The sequence below is a fragment of the Chitinophaga sp. genome (assembly GCF_035538455.1).
Classification (GTDB): Bacteria; Bacteroidota; Bacteroidia; order Chitinophagales; family Chitinophagaceae; genus Chitinophaga.
Genome location: NZ_DATLKJ010000083.1, coordinates 1 through 18,675, shown reverse-complemented (window position 1 = coordinate 18,675; position 18,675 = coordinate 1). Strand labels below are relative to the sequence as shown.

At 45.9% G+C, this 18,675-nt stretch carries 12 protein-coding genes; 9 read left to right on the top strand and 3 right to left on the bottom strand.

The annotated features are described in order from the left end of the window. The first annotated feature begins 56 nt into the window (after positions 1-56). The 4 genes from VM802_RS09500 to VM802_RS09485 all read left to right on the top strand — a co-directional run bounded on the left by VM802_RS09500 (position 57) and on the right by VM802_RS09485 (position 7,603). Positions 57-3,491, top strand: a complete 3,435-nt coding sequence (locus VM802_RS09500; RefSeq protein ID WP_325529678.1) for a TonB-dependent receptor — start codon at positions 57-59, stop codon at positions 3,489-3,491. 22 nt (positions 3,492-3,513) lie between these two features. Next, on the top strand, positions 3,514-5,223 hold the full coding sequence (locus VM802_RS09495; protein ID WP_325529676.1) for a RagB/SusD family nutrient uptake outer membrane protein: 1,710 nt from the start codon (positions 3,514-3,516) through the stop codon (positions 5,221-5,223). Positions 5,224-5,399: 176 nt separating this feature from the next. Continuing rightward, positions 5,400-6,788, top strand: a complete 1,389-nt coding sequence (locus VM802_RS09490; protein WP_325529674.1) for a Gfo/Idh/MocA family protein — start codon at positions 5,400-5,402, stop codon at positions 6,786-6,788. 11 nt (positions 6,789-6,799) lie between these two features. After that, positions 6,800-7,603 (top strand): 3-keto-disaccharide hydrolase, encoded by an 804-nt coding sequence (locus tag VM802_RS09485; RefSeq protein WP_325529672.1) that lies wholly within the window; start codon positions 6,800-6,802, stop codon positions 7,601-7,603. An 83-nt stretch (positions 7,604-7,686) separates the two neighbouring features. On the opposite strand, the gene VM802_RS09480 is transcribed toward VM802_RS09485, so the two are convergent. After that, complete coding sequence (locus tag VM802_RS09480; RefSeq protein WP_325529670.1) at positions 7,687-8,286, bottom strand: superoxide dismutase; 600 nt, start codon at positions 8,284-8,286, stop codon at positions 7,687-7,689. Between the two features lie 316 nt (positions 8,287-8,602). On the opposite strand from VM802_RS09480, the gene VM802_RS09475 reads away from it, so the two are divergent. The 3 genes from VM802_RS09475 to VM802_RS09465 all read left to right on the top strand — a co-directional run bounded on the left by VM802_RS09475 (position 8,603) and on the right by VM802_RS09465 (position 10,919). Beyond that, on the top strand, positions 8,603-9,307 hold the full coding sequence (locus VM802_RS09475) for a LuxR C-terminal-related transcriptional regulator (protein WP_325529668.1): 705 nt from the start codon (positions 8,603-8,605) through the stop codon (positions 9,305-9,307). A gap of 290 nt (positions 9,308-9,597) precedes the next feature. Next, complete coding sequence (locus VM802_RS09470) at positions 9,598-9,807, top strand: hypothetical protein (protein ID WP_325529666.1); 210 nt, start codon at positions 9,598-9,600, stop codon at positions 9,805-9,807. 188 nt (positions 9,808-9,995) lie between these two features. After that, entirely contained in the window at positions 9,996-10,919 is a 924-nt protein-coding gene (locus VM802_RS09465) for an SPFH domain-containing protein (RefSeq protein WP_325529664.1), read from the top strand. 131 nt (positions 10,920-11,050) lie between these two features. On the opposite strand, the gene VM802_RS09460 is transcribed toward VM802_RS09465, so the two are convergent. Next, the gene (locus tag VM802_RS09460) at positions 11,051-11,494 is read right to left on the bottom strand and encodes a nucleoside deaminase (RefSeq protein ID WP_325529662.1); all 444 of its coding nucleotides are present in this window, start codon (positions 11,492-11,494) and stop codon (positions 11,051-11,053) included. Positions 11,495-11,505: 11 nt separating this feature from the next. Then, positions 11,506-13,614, bottom strand: coding sequence for an NAD-dependent DNA ligase LigA (gene ligA / locus VM802_RS09455; protein WP_325529660.1), 2,109 nt, complete (start codon positions 13,612-13,614; stop codon positions 11,506-11,508). A 186-nt stretch (positions 13,615-13,800) separates the two neighbouring features. Here ligA and VM802_RS09450 point away from each other — a divergent pair, with 186 nt between their 5' ends. After that, positions 13,801-14,511 (top strand): NUDIX hydrolase, encoded by a 711-nt coding sequence (locus VM802_RS09450; protein ID WP_325529658.1) that lies wholly within the window; start codon positions 13,801-13,803, stop codon positions 14,509-14,511. Between the two features lie 704 nt (positions 14,512-15,215). Continuing rightward, entirely contained in the window at positions 15,216-18,611 is a 3,396-nt protein-coding gene (locus tag VM802_RS09445; protein ID WP_325529656.1) for a methylmalonyl-CoA mutase family protein, read from the top strand. The last annotated feature ends 64 nt before the right edge of the window (positions 18,612-18,675 follow it).

Genomic DNA, 18,675 nt, shown 5'->3' with positions numbered 1-18,675 from the left:
TCTTTGCTGGATCGGGAAGCTATTGCCGTTTTATTGACCTCTAACAACCTAAAAGTATGAAAAAACACAGACTTTCCGGGTATGGGAAAATACCGCTCGGAATGCCGCTTACCTTTGTTCTACGAACTATGAAGCTAACAGCTGCATTTGTGCTGACCGCCTGTTTGCAGGTTTCTGCCACAGCATGGTCACAAACTAAAATTACATTGAGCACTAAACGCATGCACCTGGCAAAGGTGCTGCAGGTTATTGAGGCGCAAGGTCATGTGCGCTTCGTATACAGCAATGATATACTTCCCAACGATGAATTTATTTCACTCGACGTGAAGGATCAGCCGCTGGACGTTGTATTGAGTAAAGTGTTACGCAATACTGATCTTACTTTCAAAGCGCTGGACAAGGAACTGATTGTAATAGGTCCCGCCAGTGCCACTATTCAGAATATAAAAGTGAAGGGTAAAGTAACAGACCCCAAAGGGAATCCGCTGCCTGGCGTAAGCGTGCAGGTAGCCGGCACTACCCGCGGCGCTGTTACATCACCTGACGGCGCCTTTCAGCTGGAAGCGCCGGACAATGCTACATTGGTATTCAGCTTTGTTGGATATGTACAGCAACAGGTAGCGGTGAACAATCGTACTACCATTGACGTGGTACTCCAGGAAGATACCAAAGGCCTGAACGAGGTGGTGGTAGTGGGTTACGGTACACAGAAGAAGGTGAACCTCACCGGATCTGTAGCTACCATCAGCGCAGAGAAGCTGACATCACGCCCGGTGACATCCGTGCAGAATGCGTTACAGGGTATGGCTCCCGGTGTTACCGTATTGAACAGACCTGGTGATGTGGGCAAAGAGGCCAGTAACTCTACGATCACCGTTCGTGGGCGCACCAATCTGCAAAGCCCCGGTCCTATGATCATTATCGACGGTATTCCTTCTACAGGCAATGATATGGCATCACTCAACCCTAACGATATTGAGAGCATGTCTGTACTGAAAGATGCGGCTTCTGCCTCTATCTATGGTTCCCGTGCAGCCAATGGCGTTATTCTCATCAACACTAAACGTGGTAAGGAAGGTAAGATGATGATTGATGTGAATGCCAGTTATGGTATTTCATCTCCCACCAGAACGCCGAAGTATGTGAACTCACATGATTTCGCTATGCTTTACAACGAAGGTCTGGTGAATGCCGGTGGTACTCCACTATACACTGCAGAACAATTAAAGAAATTCCAGGATGGCAGTGATCCTGACCACTATCCCAATACTGACTGGTACAAGGAAGTATTACGTAAGAATCCCGCCTATAAAGACATACAGGTAGGTGTTACCGGTAACTCCAAAAACACTACCTACTACCTGAGCCTGGGCTACATGGGTCAGCAGTCGCTGATGCCTACCAAAGCGCAGAACAGGTACACCATGCGTCTCAATACTTCCTCTCAGGTATTACCGATTCTCAACATCGGAACTAACATTGCGCTCACTAAAAATGATTTAATCAATAACGGAGGAGAATTGAACTGGACATCTTTGAACAGGACTCCTTCTATTTACGTGGCACGTCAGTCTGATGGCAGCTGGGGTAGTATTATGGCTGGTAAAGGGGTAGGTGCGACGATGGTGAACGACAACCAGCTGAGGAATGTATATGAAGGTGGCCGTAACTGGGATAAGGCGAACTCTTTCACTGGCGGTATCAATGGTACACTCACACCACTGAAGGGATTTACGGTTAAAGGTCTCGCATCCTTGAAGCTGGATAACCGCACTGCCAACAGGTTCTGGAATACGCAGGACCCTGTACTGAATTTCGATACCAAACAACCCATTGCCAATACATCTGTAGTACTGAACGAAATGCAGGAGAAATGGGGCCAGCGCCAGACTATGCTGTTGCAGGCTTATGCAGAGTATGAAAAGACTTTCAACAAGCATAATGCACGTGTGATGTTGGGTGCTTCTGAAGAAAGCAATGTATACCGTGATATTTATGCCGGTCGTCTGGACTTCCCAACCAACAACCTGGGCTCTGTTGGCGCCGGTAACGGAGGCGGAGATTTTGTAAGCACCGGCGATAACTGGACAGCCTTGTCACCTGACGGAACTTCTGCACAGAATGCCAATGGCTCCTATTCTGAAGCATGGGCTATTCGTTCTTATTTTGGGCGTTTAAATTATTCCTTTGCTGATAAATACCTGTTTGAAGCCAATATGCGCTTCGATCTTTCTTCCCGTTTCCATCCTGATCACCGCTTGGCTCAATTCCCTTCTGTGTCAGCAGCATGGCGTATTTCAGAGGAGGAATTTATGAAGAATGTTTCCTGGATAAACAATCTGAAACTGAGAGGTTCCTGGGGAATATTAGGTAATGAAAGTGCAGTAGCACCGGGTAACTACTACAACTTCCTGATCAATAATATTGATTACGGATTTAATGGAACTACAGTAACCAGTATTTATCAGAAGGCAGCTTCTAACAGGGCTACTACATGGGAAAAAGTATATATGACCAATGTAGGATTGGACGCTACCATTCTGAAAGGGTTATTTGATATCTCTGTTGACTATTTCGTGAAACGTACTGAAGGTATCCTGTTGGATAGTAAGACAGCAGGCGCATTCGGTCTTCAGGACCCTGCCCGCATCAATGCGGGTTCTACGCAGAACAAAGGTATAGAAGTGATCCTTTCACATTCCAATAAGATCGGTAAGGACTTTACCTACAACGTAACAGTGAATCTATCCAAGATTAATAATAAGATCCTTAATCTAGGTACAAATGATAAACGTGTAAGTGGTTATTATATAGAGAAAGTGGGTGAGTCCGTAGGTTCCTTCTATGGATATGTTACGGATGGATTATATACTGAGGAAGACGAAAAGAATAAGTATCCCAAATTATATTCCCAGACCAAACCAGGTGATATTAAGTATGTGGATGTGGACGGCAATGGTGTGATTAATGCTGATGACCGCCGTGTATTGGGTAATGATGTACCCTGGCTGAACTATGGTGTGAACCTTAGCGCGGCCTATAAAGGGTTTGACCTGAATGTACTGACCTATGGCGTAGCACAGGTAAAAACATACTGGGCTAATGAGGCATCCTTTGCCTTCTTTAACGGCGGCGCTGCCAAGCCTTATCATCTCGAACGTTGGACCAAGGATAATCCTAATCCCAATGCACCTTATCCGCGTATCCTGATTGGGGACAAGAATAACCAGAACGTAAAAGAAAACTCTTCCTTCTGGCTGTTCAGTGGAGATTACTTCCGTATCCGTGCTATCACATTGGGTTACACACTGCCTGCTTCTATTTCGAAGAAAGCGGCGATGCATTCTGCACGCCTTTATGTAGCAGCCAACAACCCGTTTACCTTCATGTTTGATAAGCGTATGACGGACTACGATCCTGAAATGGGCTCTGGCCGTGGTGGATATCCTGGTATCAAAACCTGGGCAATAGGTGTTAACGTTAAATTCTAAAACTGCTGCAAAAGAAAAGATCATGAAAAAGCAATTGATTATAGCTGCAGCCTTATCCACCAGTCTTATCTGGACCGGCTGTGGTAAAGACTTCCTGGAAAGGTTGCCAGAAGGAAAGATAGAAGAAGGTACCTTCTGGAAAACAGAAAAGGATGCATTGAACGCATTGAACGCTGTATATGGGCATATGGGAGCGGCATCTGATGGGATAGCTGTGCTGATGGACAATGAAAACAGTTATTATGATGATGGTGCCACAGATAATGCGGTAGCACAGTATCCCTGGGAAAGTAACGCAACAGCTGTTGCGCAGGGTGCGGTGACCACATCTACCAATGATGGTTGGGCTACAGCTTATCAAGGTATCCGGAAAGCAAATGCGGTACTGGACAATATCGATAAAGTGAAAATGGCCGATGACCTGAAAGAACGTTGTAAAGCGGAAGCTCGTTTCCTGCGAGCGTTTTTCTACGGTAACCTTATTTGCAAATTTGGCGACGTACAGCTGATTACCAAAGTACTGGCTACTCCCGAAGAAGCGCTGACAGCAAGGGATAATAAGGATAAAGTGTGGCAGTTTGTTTTCCAGGAACTGGCGGATGTTGTAAAAGTACTGCCTGAGCGTTATTCTTCCAGCTCTGATATTGGGCGTGCAACCAAAGGCGCTGCTTTGGCTATTTCTTCCCGTTTCCATTTATTTAAAAATGACTGGCAAGGAGCATTGAATGATGCCCAGCAGGTGATGCAGATCCCTGGCTATCGTTTGTATAAGGCGGATGCTGAATCTGCTGATGATAAGCTGGATGATTATAAAAGACTGGTTGACTTCAAAGATGCGGCTGATGAAAATAAGTTCAGGCTGGGTTTACGCAGCTATGAAAAACTTTTCTGGGCTGTAAATAACAACAACAGCGAAGTGATCTTTGACCGTCAGCATGTAAAGATGAAGGTGACCTGGTATGTGAATACCTATCTTTTGTCTGATGATCTTGGCGGATGGAGCTCTGTAGCGCCCACCCAGGATCTGGTAGATGCTTACCAGAGCTATGTTACAGGTGATAATATTACACCGCTGGCTACTGCCACCAGGAAACAGTATTATGATGCATGGACAAAAAACAGGAAACCGGCAGACTCCATCGCATATGTAGCTGAGTACAGGAACCGTGATCCACGTTTTTATGCATCCGTTCTCTTTGAATCAGCTGAGTGGAATGGTGTTAAGCAGGGTTATAAATTCTTCTGGCAGAAGGGGGGCAACAATACATCGCCTACCGGCTATAACTTCAGGAAATTTGTAGATCCTGAGTCATGGAAGGCGCAGATTGATAACTTCGCTAACCACGTGATTATCCGTTATGCGGAAGTACTCCTTACTTACGCTGAGGCTAAGAATGAGCTGAGCGGCCCTGATGCATCTGTGTTTGATGCTGTTAATAAGGTACGGGACAGGGCCGGTATGCCCGCCCTGGACCCTGCCAAATATGGTACTAAAGACGCCATGCGCGCTGCTATCCGCCAGGAGCGCAGGATAGAACTGGCCCTGGAAGGACAGCGCTACATGGACATCCGCCGTTGGAACATTGCGGACAAAGTAATGAAAGACGTACTGGATCCCGCTGGTGTGGTGGCTCAGCCCAGAACCTGGAATGCCAGGCTCATGCTGCTGCCTGTGCCTCAGTCGGAGATCGACCTCAACAGCAAACTCAATCCTAACAATCCCGGATACTAATCCAGCCTGATATAACAGGAATTTCAGCCCCGTGGACCGGTATTTGCAGCCGGTTTACGGGGCTAAATTATTTTAGCGCCCGCGTGGAAATTATGTTTTATTGGTAATAGTTTTTATTTTAACAAACTCATTGACAATTAAACCTTATTATTTTAATCAACCTAAAGGGGGTAATCATGCCAGTAAATTCCAACGAAAAATCACGCAGGGACTTTATCAGTAAGCTTGCGAAGGGCGTAGTGGGAGCTTCCCTGCTACCCGGTATCATCACAGCTGCTGATAGAAAGAGGAACATCCAATCACTATCACGACTGAATGAAAAATACAGTGCCAACGACCAAATCCAGGTGGCGCTGATTGGCGCCGGAGGCATGGGTACAGCTGATGCCAACACGGCCATTACCGTACCCGGAGTGAAACTCGTAGCCGCATGTGACCTCTACGACGGCCGTTTGGAGGACGCAAAAAAGAAATGGGGCAAGGACATCTTTACCACACGCAACTATAATGAAATTCTTGAACGCAGTGATATTGATGCGGTGATCATCGCAGTACCTGACTTCTGGCACAAGGATATTTCAGTGGCGGCCATGAACAAAGGCAAATCCGTATACTGCGAAAAGCCAATGGTACATGATATTACAGAAGGTCCGGCAGTGGTAGAGGCCCAGAAAAGAAATTCCAAAGTAGTATACCAGGTGGGTAGCCAGGGTATGAGCTCCCTCGGAAATGAAAAGGCCCGTCAGTTGTTGAAAGATGGTGCTATCGGTAAACTGAACTATGCAGAGGGTTTCTGGGCCCGTATGTCGCCCACCGGTGCATGGCAATATCCTATCCCGGCTGATGCTTCTCTTAAAACAGTTGACTGGGATGCATATCTGAAAAACGCGCCTAAACGTGCTTTTGATCCACTGCGCTTTTTCCGCTGGCGTAATTACCGGGATTATGGTACCGGCGTTTCCGGTGACCTGTTCGTTCACCTGTTCTCCAGTCTGCATCTCGTAACCGGTTCTATCGGCCCTAACAAGATCATGGCTACTGGTGGTCTTCGTTACTGGAAAGACGGCAGGGAAGTACCCGATGTTATGCTTGGTATGTTCGATTATCCTGAAACAGCGATCCATCCTGCATTTAATTTGTCGCTCCGTGTGAACTTTGTTGATGGCACCGGTGGTACCAACTATCTGCGTATGGTGGGCAGTGAAGGCTCTATGACTGTAGAGTGGGATAAAGTGACACTGTACAAGAACAAGAATAATGCTGATGCCAACGATCCGCTGTTGCAAACCAAAGCGGCTGCAGATCCAGGGAAAGCGTATACCTATCACCGTAAGGAAATGCTTTCGCCGGATAAGATGGAGTATGTGGCGGAAGAAGGTTATAAAGGCGCTCACTTCGATCACTTCTACAACCTCTTCAATGCGATGCGCACAGGTGGCAAAGTGGCTGAAGATCCTACTTTCGGCTTCCGCGCTGCGGCTCCGGCATTGCTTTGCAACGAAAGCTATTTCGACAACAAGATCATCCACTGGGATCCCGAAAGACTTCAACTCGTTAAATCATAAATATTGCAGAGATGAAAAAACTATTTGCACCGGCATTGTCTGTGATTGCGATTACAGCGATGTCCTGCGGCGGTGGCGCCACAAAGGAAACCAAAGGTTCTACGGCTGTTGTGGATTCAGCTATAACGGCTCCTGCACAAATCTCACAGGCAGCAGTTGATACTGCCGCTATCACTTCCCTGAGCGAGGCCGACAAAGCTGCTGGCTGGGAATTGCTGTTCAATGGTACCAACCTCGATGGCTGGAGAGGATTTAAAAATAAATCCATTGCTACCTGGAGAGCAGAGAGCGGTGTGCTGCATTGCATCGGCAGTGAGAAAGACAAGAGCGATAAACGTGGTGATCTGATCACTAACAAGGAGTTTGAGAACTTTGAGCTGATTGCTGACTGGAAGCTGACGCCACAGGGCAACAGTGGTATCCTGTACATGGTTACCGAAGAATTTGATGCGCCTTATCTGAGTGGTCCTGAATACCAGATCATTGACGATAACAATTTTCCGGAGAAGCTGGAAGACTGGCAAAAGACGGGAGCTAACTATGCGATGAATCCGCCGCTGGTAGCTGCTTCTAATCCTATTGGCCAATGGAATACCACAAAGATCATTGTGAATAAAAGTCATGTGGAGCATTGGCTGAACGGACAGAAAACCGCTGAGTATGAACTCGGTTCTGAAGAGTGGAAGAAACACAAAGCAGAAGGTAAATGGAAAGATGCCAAAGGTTACGGTATGTCGAAGAAGGGCCACATTGCTTTGCAAGATCACGGCAGCGAGATCTGGTTTAAGAATGTAAAGATCAAGGAGCTGAAGTAATAACAGCAGCCTGGATATAATAAAAACAGTACGGGACGCATATTGCGTCCCGTACTGTTTTTATTCGTCAGACTAAAGGCAGACTATTTTTCAAATCTCTGCTCTACTGCTTTCCAGTCAACTGCATTCCAGAATGCCTTCAGGTATTCAGGACGGCGGTTCTGATATTTCAGGTAGTAAGCGTGTTCCCATACGTCAACACCGAGAAGTGGGGTGCCTTTTACTTCAGCAACATCCATCAGCGGGTTGTCCTGGTTAGGAGTGGAGGTGATTTCCAGTTTACCGTCTTTCTTAATCAGCCATGCCCAACCGGAACCGAAACGTGTAGCGCCGGCAGCGTTGAATTTTTCTACGAAGGCATCAAAGGAACCGAATGCACTGTTGATAGCTTCAGCGAGTTTGCCTGAAGGCTGACCACCTGCATTAGGTGCGAGACTGGTCCAGAAGAAGCTGTGATTCCAGTGGCCACCTCCGTTGTTTCTCACAGCAGGGCTTATTTTGCCGGCATTGGCAACCAGCTCTTCCAGTGACTTATTTTCGTTTTCGGTACCGGCAATGGCTTTGTTGAGGTTATCAACATATGCCTGATGATGCTTGCCGTGGTGAATCTCCATTGTCAGTTTATCAATGTGTGGTTCTAACGCATCAGTTGCGTAAGGCAAGCTGGGGAGTGTAAATGCCATAAAATTCAGTTTTTTATAAGTTTGAAAATGTGATTTTCCAGACAGTCGCCAAATTTACTGCCATTCCATTAAAAATTTGCTATTAAATTCTTTAAGATGTTCAGACTTTTGGCATTTCATTGCATGTTCGGCAGAAAAGAACCTGATGCAGCATAAAATAATAATTTAATAGTCCAACCACTGAATGGTTGGGCTTGTTCATATTGAATTTTATTTTATATTTACATAGACTCGGTTTAAAAGGACGTAACATCAGACATGTTTTTCGTATGTGCCTGACAGTTGTTTTACCTATTGTTTGTTTAAAATGTATAGTATGCAGACAGGCTCGGACTTAGGGCAAAACTTTTCTCTCACGGCCTTGCAGGAGGAAAATGAGCAGTTAAAAAATCGCAACCAATGGCTGGAAAATCTGCTGGACAGCGTACCAGCTATGCTTTACTGTTATAATAATAACAATAAATCCATTACATGGTGTAATTCCCGCCTTGCGGAGATAATAGGCTATTCTACCGCAGAAATGAAAGGAATGGGGATGGATTTCTTCAAGCATATCATGCACCCCGATGATTTCAAACTGGCAGTGGTAGCCCAGCAATCATTCATCAATCATAAGCAGACATTTGGCGGCCTGGCACGCATCCGCAAAAAGGGAGAAACGGAATACCGCTGGTTACTGGGGCTGGAAGTACCTTTCAGTTACGATAAGGCTGGTCAGGTGCTGGAGATTGCCTGTGCTTTCCTTGATCTTACCAATGCTATTGATACCAATGCCCAGCTGTCGACAGCACTGGCAGAGCTATTGCGCCGCCAGAATGAGAATCTTCTGAATAAGCTCACTGCCAGAGAAAAGGACATACTTGGTCTTGCCGTTCAGGGACTTAATAACAAAGAGATCGCAAATTCGTTGAACCTTAGCCGTTATACTATTGAAACACATCGCAAGAACATCCGGTTGAAACTTAAAGTACGCAATACATCAGAGCTGGTTGCCATTGCCCAGAAACTGGGTTTCCAGTAGTGGTAAAAAAATATTGGTTTTTGCAATAAATGTATTATTTAAAGTCACGCTGATCCGCTTTTCGCAGCCTGACGAAGATCCTATGATATAAATCATATATTACTGATAATCAAAATTTAACAAAGTGCCGAATAAGATCAGCGTAAATGCTAAATTTTGCTAAATTTTTTTAAAAATACCCAAGCTTGGGTATTTGCTCGTTTTTGAATCTCGCCTAATTTAGTGTCCTGTTATTGAGAACATTCTTAAACATGTTGTTTATGATTATTGGCTGAAACACCCCTATCACTATGATAACCGAGGAAAGAGCATTTTATATATTACAACTGGAACAAACTGCTACCGCCGAAGAGATAGTGGCGCGTTATGAGGACCTAAAAGATCAATATAGAAGAATAAAGGACGAAACAGAGGATTTACGCACGAGACTTGCCTATCAGCTGAAACAGATAGAGCTTGATGATGTATTTATTTATTTCAGAAGAAAACAAAGGATTTAACAAAGCTATTTTAATATTCATTCGTTGTGTTTTTAAACTCAGCTTTCATCCATTGTTTGTATTCAAACAATTGCCCCCTCAGCAATAACCCGCTTCTCACGCTGTACTGCCTGCATAACTATTCGCTGTTGTGTTTATTTGCTTATATTTAAGTGCACAAACCCCTTACCTTAAATAAAAATGCAACTATGAATGTAATCTGGATTGTTTTGCTGGTACTGGCTTTCCTGATTGTTATGTCCAGTTTTGTTACGATACAGCAAGGAACTGTAGGTGTAACCACCATTTTCGGAAAGTATAACCGCATATTGTTTCCTGGCCTTAATTTCAAAATGCCGCTGGTTGAAAAGATCTTTAAACGGGTATCTATTCAGAACAGGTCTGTGGAGCTTGAATTCCAGGCTATCACCATTGACCAGGCCAATGTATATTTCAAGGCTATGCTTCTCTATTCCGTATGGAACCAGGATGAAGAAACATTGAAGAATGTAGCCTTTAAATTTATGGATGAACGCAGCTTCATGCAGGCGCTGGTACGTACTATCGAAGGCTCTATCCGTGGATTTGTGGCTACCAAAAAGCAGGCTGAAGTACTTGGACTTCGCCGCGACATTACAGAACACGTAAAGGAGCAGATCGATAAAACCCTGGAAGAATGGGGCTATCATCTTCAGGATCTGCAGATGAATGACATTACTTTTGACGAAGTGATCATGAAATCAATGGCCCAGGTAGTGGCTTCCAACAACCTCAAAGCTGCTGCTGAGAATGAAGGGCAGGCGTTGCTGATCACAAAAACCAAAGCAGCGGAAGCAGATGGTAACGCTATCAAGATTGCTGCCGAAGCCGAGCGCCAGGCCGCACAACTCCGCGGTATGGGTGTTGCGCTTTTCAGGGAAGAAGTAGCTAAAGGTATGACTATGGCTGCCAAAGAAATGCAACAAGCCAACCTCGATACCTCCGTCATCCTTTTCTCTATGTGGACGGAAGCCATCAAACACTTTGCTGAAAACAGCAAAGGCAATGTCATCTTCCTGGATGGTTCTTCGGAGGGTATGGAACATACCATGCAGCAGATGATGGGCATGAACAAACTTATGGACCGCAAATAACATTTTTTGATTTCTTTATTTAGGTATTTAGGAATTTAAAATGCAGCGGAAATCATGCTTTGTTAATAGCGTTAATTGATCTCCGCTGCATTTTAAATTCCTAAATACCTAAATAAAGAAATCAAAAAATCCTACTGTCTTCTCTGTTCGAAGAAAGTTTTCATTAGTTGTAAGCTTTCTTCGCGGCAAGGGCCCTCCACCAGTTTGGTTTTCGGATGAAATGGCGATTTATCGCCGGTGGAGCGGCGATAGCTGTTCTTGTCATCTGGTGCCGCATATACGATTTTTCCTATCTTGCTCCAGTACAATGCCCCTGCGCACATCAGACAGGGCTCTACCGTTACGTATAGGGTGGCCTCCATGAGGTATTTACTTCCCAGTGTGTTGAAAGCGGCTGTAAGTGCAATCATTTCAGCATGAGCAGTACAATCATTGAGGCGTTCCACCTGGTTATGCCCGCGGCCTATCACCTGGCTGTTCAGTACTACTACAGCGCCGATTGGCACTTCGCCGTCTTCAAAAGCCTTGCGCGCTTCTTTCAGCGCCTGCTGCATAAAGTGAGTATCGTCTATCATTAATCAGGCTACTATTTATTGATCATTTCCAGGAATTCGTCTTCTGTCAGTACTTTAATGGTATTGATCTTCTTGGCTTTCTCCAGCTTGCTGCCGGCATCTTCTCCCACTACCAGGAAATTGAGTTTGCTGCTGACACCACTGAGTATCTTGCCGCCCTGCTGTTCTACCATTTCCTCTGCTTCGCTGCGTTTCAGCTTGGTAAGGGTACCGGTGAATAAAAACGTTTGTCCGTTGAGGTTACCAGATGTTGTGAGCGCCGCGTGGGCATTCTCCATATTCACCCCCAACGCAGCCAGCTTATCGAGCATGTGGATATTATCTTCGTTGGCAAAGAAAGCACGGATGGAGCCTGCTACTTTAGGGCCTATGTCTTCCAGTGCAAGGATCTGTTCTTCTGTCCAGCTGCGGAGATCCATGATGTTGTTCACGGCGTTGGCCAGTGTTTTGGCGGTGGTTTCTCCTACGTATCTGATGCCTAGTCCGAAGATAAGCCTGTGTAGTGGTTGTGACTTGGATTGTTCTATGGCATTCTGCAGGTTACTGAGAGACTTCTTTCCGAAGCCTTCCATTTCGGCAATCTTATCGAAGTTCAGCTCATAGATGCCGGGAATGTCTTTCATCAATCCCTGTGCATAGAATTTACGGACGTTACTTTCACCGAAGCTCTTGATATCCATGGCATCTTTGCTTACGAAGTGGATCATACGCTCCACTACCTGGGCTTCGCAGTTGATGTTGGTACATCTCAGCACACTCTCGCCTTCAGGCTTTACAAGTTTGTCGCCGCATACAGGGCAGTTGGTGGGAAATACAATTTCTTTTTCACTGCCGTCGCGCAGATCGTCAACGGATTTTACGATGTAGGGGATTACGTCTCCTGCGCGCTCTACAAGAACGGTATCGCCCAGTTTGAGATCTTTTTCCCGGATCACATCTTCATTGAACAATGATATAGAGGAAACTGTAACGCCGCCAATGTGTACCGGATCTATTTTTGCAACCGGTGTGATGGAGCCGGTACGTCCTACCTGGAACTCCACGCTACGCAACTTACTGGTGGCCTGGCGTGCCTTGAATTTGTAGGCAATAGCCCAACGGGGATGGTGGGTGGTCATTCCCAGTTTGTCCTGTAGGGTGTAGTCATTGACTTTGATTACCATGCCATCTATTTCGTAAGGCAGGTTATCACGTTCGGATTCAAACCAGAGGCAGTAATCGATTACCGCCTGGATACCTTTTACCACTTTCTTTTCTTTTGTCGGGCTGCGGAAACCGAGCGTAGATAAGAGGTCCAAGGTAGCGCTGTGAGTCTTGATAGCATCCGGTTCTGTTTTACCAGGCGTCATCACATGATAGCTCATGTGATAAAGAAAAGCCTCCAGTCCGCGTTTTGCAACTTCATTAGGGTCCACCATTCGTAGTGATCCGGAGGCGGCATTGCGTGGATTTGCCAGTGGTGGCAGGTTCTCAGCGATACGTTTGTCGTTGAAGGCCTTGAAGGTGTTTTTATTGATGAGCACTTCACCGCGTATTTCTATCTGGCTGATGCCGTATTTTGAAAAGCTGGCTGACAGCGGGATGGAACGTATCTGCCGGATGTTGGTGGTAATATCTTCCCCTGCAATACCGTCGCCACGGGTAGCGCCGCGGGCGAGGCGATCGTCTTCATATATCAGGGAGATGCTGGCGCCGTCGAACTTGGGTTCAATGCAATATTCTATTTCCGGAAGACCTGCGCCTTCACGGGCTTTGCGGTCCCAATCAATCAGGTCATCGGCATTGTATGAGTTCTCGAGGCTCAGCATAGGTACCAGGTGTTGTACGGTTACAAACTCCTTGGTTAAGCCTTTGGCAACACGTTGGGTAGGAGAGTCTGGACTGATGAGATCAGGGTGTTCCTGTTCCAGCTTTTTAAGCCAGGCAAACAACTGGTCATATTCATAATCGCTGATTACAGGCTCACTTTGTACATAGTAACGCCAGTCGTTGTAAATAATAACGCGTTTCAGCGCTTCCAGGGTTTCTTCAATGGAATGCAACAGTTGCTGGTGCTGCAAGTGCTTCAGCAGGTCTTTGGCCAGCTGGGCCAGCGTTAATTCTATATCCTTTGTATACATAATGTGTGATACTGAAACGTAAATTTAAACTTATCTTTCAGGTTAGGGCTTATCTGTCTAAAAAAATAGCCGCTTTTTTGCTAAATCTGGCATTTTTTTCTTTGATTTGGCAAGAAGATTTTACCTCAGTATTTTTAATACTAATAAGAGTTTTTTACTGTAATTCCACGTTTCTATATGATGTCTATGTACACCAAAAACATCAATACCCATCTCGTTGAGATAAAGGATTATTTCAAGGTCGCAATCTCTGTAGACTGCGTAATATTCGGTTTTAACAACAACGAGCTGAAGGTATTACTGATCGAGTCAGATCTCAAGGAATACAAAGGAAAATGGTCATTACTGGGTGATATTGTACGCCCCGACGAAGAGTTGGATGAAGCGGCTTATCGTGTGCTCAAGGCACGTACCGGCGTGGATAATGTGTATATGGAACAGGTACAGACCTTCGGCGCTATCAACCGCCATCCTGCGGGGCGTGTTATCACGGTAGCTTATTACTCGCTGGTAAACATTGAGCATGTGGAGCTGAAGATGCACAACAATGAGCTGCACTGGCACAATGTGAAGGACCTCCATCAGATGGCATTTGATCATAAGCAGATCCTTGATACCTGTCATGAGCGTCTGAAACAGCAGGTAATGGTGCAGCCGATTGGATTCAATCTTTTGCCGAAGAAGTTTTCGCTGCGCGAATTGCAGAACCTCTATGAAGCTATTCTGGATGTGGAGCTGGACCGTCGCAACTTCCGTAAGAAATTCCTTTCCATGGACCTGCTGATGGACCTGAATGAAGAAGAAGAAGATGTGCCCCACCGCCCGGCCAAGCTGTATAAATTCAATTTCGATAAATACGATCAACGCAAGAAGCGTTACCTGGGTATTGGATTTTGATCTCCCCCTGATACCAGACTTATCCTGTCACCTTATTCCTTTTAGCCTTGAAATCCTTTCCCAACAAAGGGTTCATATTGCCGTGTCCCGTATTTTCCCGCCTGTGCCGCCTTCCGGGGGATGAAAAAAAAGTTTTTTTTTAACAAAAATTTAATTAAGATTGTGTAAAAGATACACATCTTAAGAAATCAGAATTTAGTAAACAGAGATAAACCAGAATCCTGACGCTGTAAGTCCTTATTGAAGCCGTAGATGTAAACTAAACTTATCGTCTTTTCAGCATATGCCACAAAAATCATTTGAAACATATTGATAGTTGTATTTTATAGTTCCACGTTATGAAACAAAGGCTGCCAGGCACTTTTGCTGGTGCCTCACTACGCTTTCCCTTGTACATCATGTACAGGGGAAAGTTGTTTTAGGGAAAAACTAACCATTTTACGGATCGGTTAAAAATTTTGCAACGGTTGCGGAAACTCGTTCAATCAATTCTAAATCTTGTAGAACCCTTTATTGACAAGCATTTCAAGCGCATTTTCCGTAACTTGCATATCGCCTTGGTGCACGCAGAGAAGCAGAGGGGGGCAGAGGCGCAAAGTTTTTTAAGATTGCAGCTGCAATCCGGCTTTTGTTTCACAAACCAAATACTCTGCGCCACTGCTCTTTGCTTCTCTGCGTGCTTTAAGGTGCTAAACGGAATACATATGTCATACATACCACAACATAAGGTTCGCATTGTAACAGCAGCAGCTTTGTTCGACGGCCATGATGCAGCCATTAATATCATGCGGCGCATTATGCAGTCAAAAGGCGCAGAGGTTATTCATCTGGGGCATAACCGTTCTGCTGCCGAGATTGTAGACTGTGCCATACAAGAAGACGCACAGGGAATTGCAGTAACATCCTACCAGGGAGGGCACGTGGAGTTTTTCAAATACATGTATGATCTTCTTCAGGAAAAAGGATGTGGTCATATTAAGATATTCGGTGGCGGCGGAGGTACCATTCTTCCCGCAGAGATCGAGGAACTGCACGCCTATGGTATTGCCCGGTTATACTCTCCGGACGATGGCCGCCAGATGGGGCTGGAAGGAATGATTGAAGATCTGATCAGCCAGTGCGACATCGCCGTAAAGCCGCTTACACAGGGCGGCTCCGTGGAAGATATACCGCAACTGAAGAAAGATAAGAATCCGAAGATCATTGCAAGGGCAATCAGTCTGGCTGAGAACGACCAGCCCGTGGCACTGCTGGCAGGACAGAAAGCAAGAAAGGCAGTTACAGTTCATGAAGGGGAGACACACATTACCTCCACTGCAGAAAAAGTAACCTTCCCTGTATTGGGTATCACGGGTACTGGCGGTGCGGGGAAAAGCAGCGTTACAGATGAACTGGTAAGACGTTTCCTGCGTCATACTACTGATAAAACGGTAGCCGTTATTTCAGTAGACCCGTCCAAGAAGAAGACTGGCGGCGCATTGCTGGGTGACCGTATCCGTATGAACTCTATTCACCACCCACGTGCGTATATGCGCTCCCTTGCTACCCGTGAAAGTGACAAGGCGATCAGCGAACATATACAGGAAGCCATAGATATTTGTAAGCTGGCAGCATTTGATTTTATCATCCTGGAAACTTCTGGTATTGGCCAGAGCGATACTGCTATCACCGATTACTGTGATGTTGCACTCTACGTAATGACGCCCGAGTACGGCGCAGCATCCCAGCTTGAAAAGATTAACATGCTGGATTACGCAGATGTTATCGCTATCAATAAATTTGATAAGGCCGGCGCACTCGATGCACTCCACGATGTGCGCAAGCAATATAAACGTAACCACAGCCTCTGGACAGCCAAAGATGAAGAGCTGCCGGTGGTAGGTTCCATTGCATCCCAGTTCAATGATGCGGGTATCAACCTTTTGTTTGAAAGAGTAATGGAGAAGGTGGAAGAGAAGACGGGTGTATCTTTCGGACCAGTTGTACATGAAAGTCTTAAATCCACTACTACCAAATCCCAGATCATTCCCCCAGCGCGTGTACGTTATCTCTCCGAGATAACAGAAGCTATCGGCGATTATGAAAAATGGGTGGATGAACAATGTAAACTTGCCACACAGTTATACCAGGTAAATGGCGTTATATCGTTACAGCCGGCACAGGCTGGAGCGCTTGCAGATATTAAGTCGCACCTGGAAAAAGAACTGCATCCGGAATGTAAAAAACTGATCGATGAGTGGCCGGCTATCGTGCAGAAGTATGCAGCAGATACCTACGAGTTCCAGGTACGTGATAAAGTGATCAAACTGCCGCTGGTGACTGAAAGCCTTAGTCACAGCCGCATTCCCAAGGTGAGCCTGCCCAAGTATAAAGACTGGGGAGATATTCTCCGCTGGCAGCTCACAGAGAACCTGCCTGGGGAGTTCCCTTACGCAGCCGGTGTGTTTCCGCTGAAGCGTGAGGGAGAAGATCCTACCCGCATGTTTGCCGGCGAAGGCGGACCGGAAAGAACCAATAAACGCTTTCACTATGTATCACTGGACCAGCCTGCGAAACGCCTCTCTACTGCATTTGACAGTGTAACGCTTTATGGTGAAGACCCTGCGGTACGTCCGGATATATATGGAAAAATAGGTAACTCCGGTGTAAGCATTGCTACGGTGGACGATGCCAAGAAACTGTACAGTGGCTTTGATCTCTGTGATCCGAAGACTTCTGTGTCTATGACTATTAACGGCCCCGCGCCCATACTGCTGGCCTTTTTTATGAATGCTGCCATCGACCAGCAATGCGAAAAATACATTCGCGAAAATGGGCTTACTGAGCAGGTAACCGCACTCATAAAAGAGAAGTTCAAAGATCATCCCCTCCCACATTACAACGGTGATCTTCCACAGGGTAACGATGGCTTAGGGCTCCAGTTGCTGGGTATCTCCGGCGAAGAAGTACTGCCCAAGGAAGTATATGAGAAGATCCGTGCACATGCCCTGAGTACAGTGCGAGGTACTGTGCAGGCTGACATCCTCAAAGAAGATCAGGCACAGAATACCTGTATCTTCTCCACAGAATTCGCCCTGAAGCTGATGGGAGATGTACAGGAGTATTTCATTACGCAGAAGGTTCGCAATTTCTATTCCGTGAGCATCTCCGGTTACCATATTGCGGAAGCAGGCGCCAATCCTATTTCCCAGTTGGCTTTTACCCTGGCGAATGGGTTTACTTATGTTGAGTACTATCTGAGCAGGGGCATGCATATCGATGATTTTGCACCTAACCTGTCTTTCTTCTTCAGTAACGGTATGGACCCCGAATACGCGGTAATAGGCCGTGTTGCACGCCGCATCTGGGCCAAGGCTATCAAGTACAAGTACAAGGGTAATGATCGCTCACAGAAGCTGAAGTATCATATCCAGACATCGGGTCGCAGCCTTCATGCACAAGAGATAGACTTCAACGACATCCGTACTACGCTGCAGGCATTGTATGCCATCTATGATAACTGCAACTCATTGCACACAAATGCTTACGATGAGGCTATCACCACGCCTACCGAAGAGAGTGTGAGAAGAGCCATGGCTATACAGCTGATTATCAACCGCGAGCTGGGAACCGCCAAAAATGAGAACCCCGTACAGGGCTCCTTCTTTATCGAAGAGCTTACAGACCTCGTAGAGGAAGCCGTGCTGACGGAATTCAACCGTATTACAGAACGTGGTGGTGTACTGGGCGCTATGGAAAGGATGTACCAGCGTAACAAAATACAGGAGGAAAGCCTGTACTATGAGTCGTTGAAGCATACCGGCGAATTCCCGATAATAGGTGTGAACACTTTCCTGAACAAGAATGGTTCCCCCACTATTATCCCCGCAGAAGTGATCCGTTCTACCACAGAGGAGAAAGAGTTCCAGATACATACACTGGAGGCCTTTCACAACCGGCATGCACATAAGAGTGAAGCAGCACTGAAACAGCTGCAACAGGTAGCGGTGAGCAACGGTAACCTGTTCGCTGAGTTGATGGAATCCGTGAAACATTGTTCCCTGGGGCAAATCACACACGCATTATATGAAGTAGGTGGTCAGTACAGGAGGAACATGTAATTTCTGAATCCAGAATTAAGTTAAATATTGGGTTTATAAACCTGGAATTTCATTAAATTTTAGG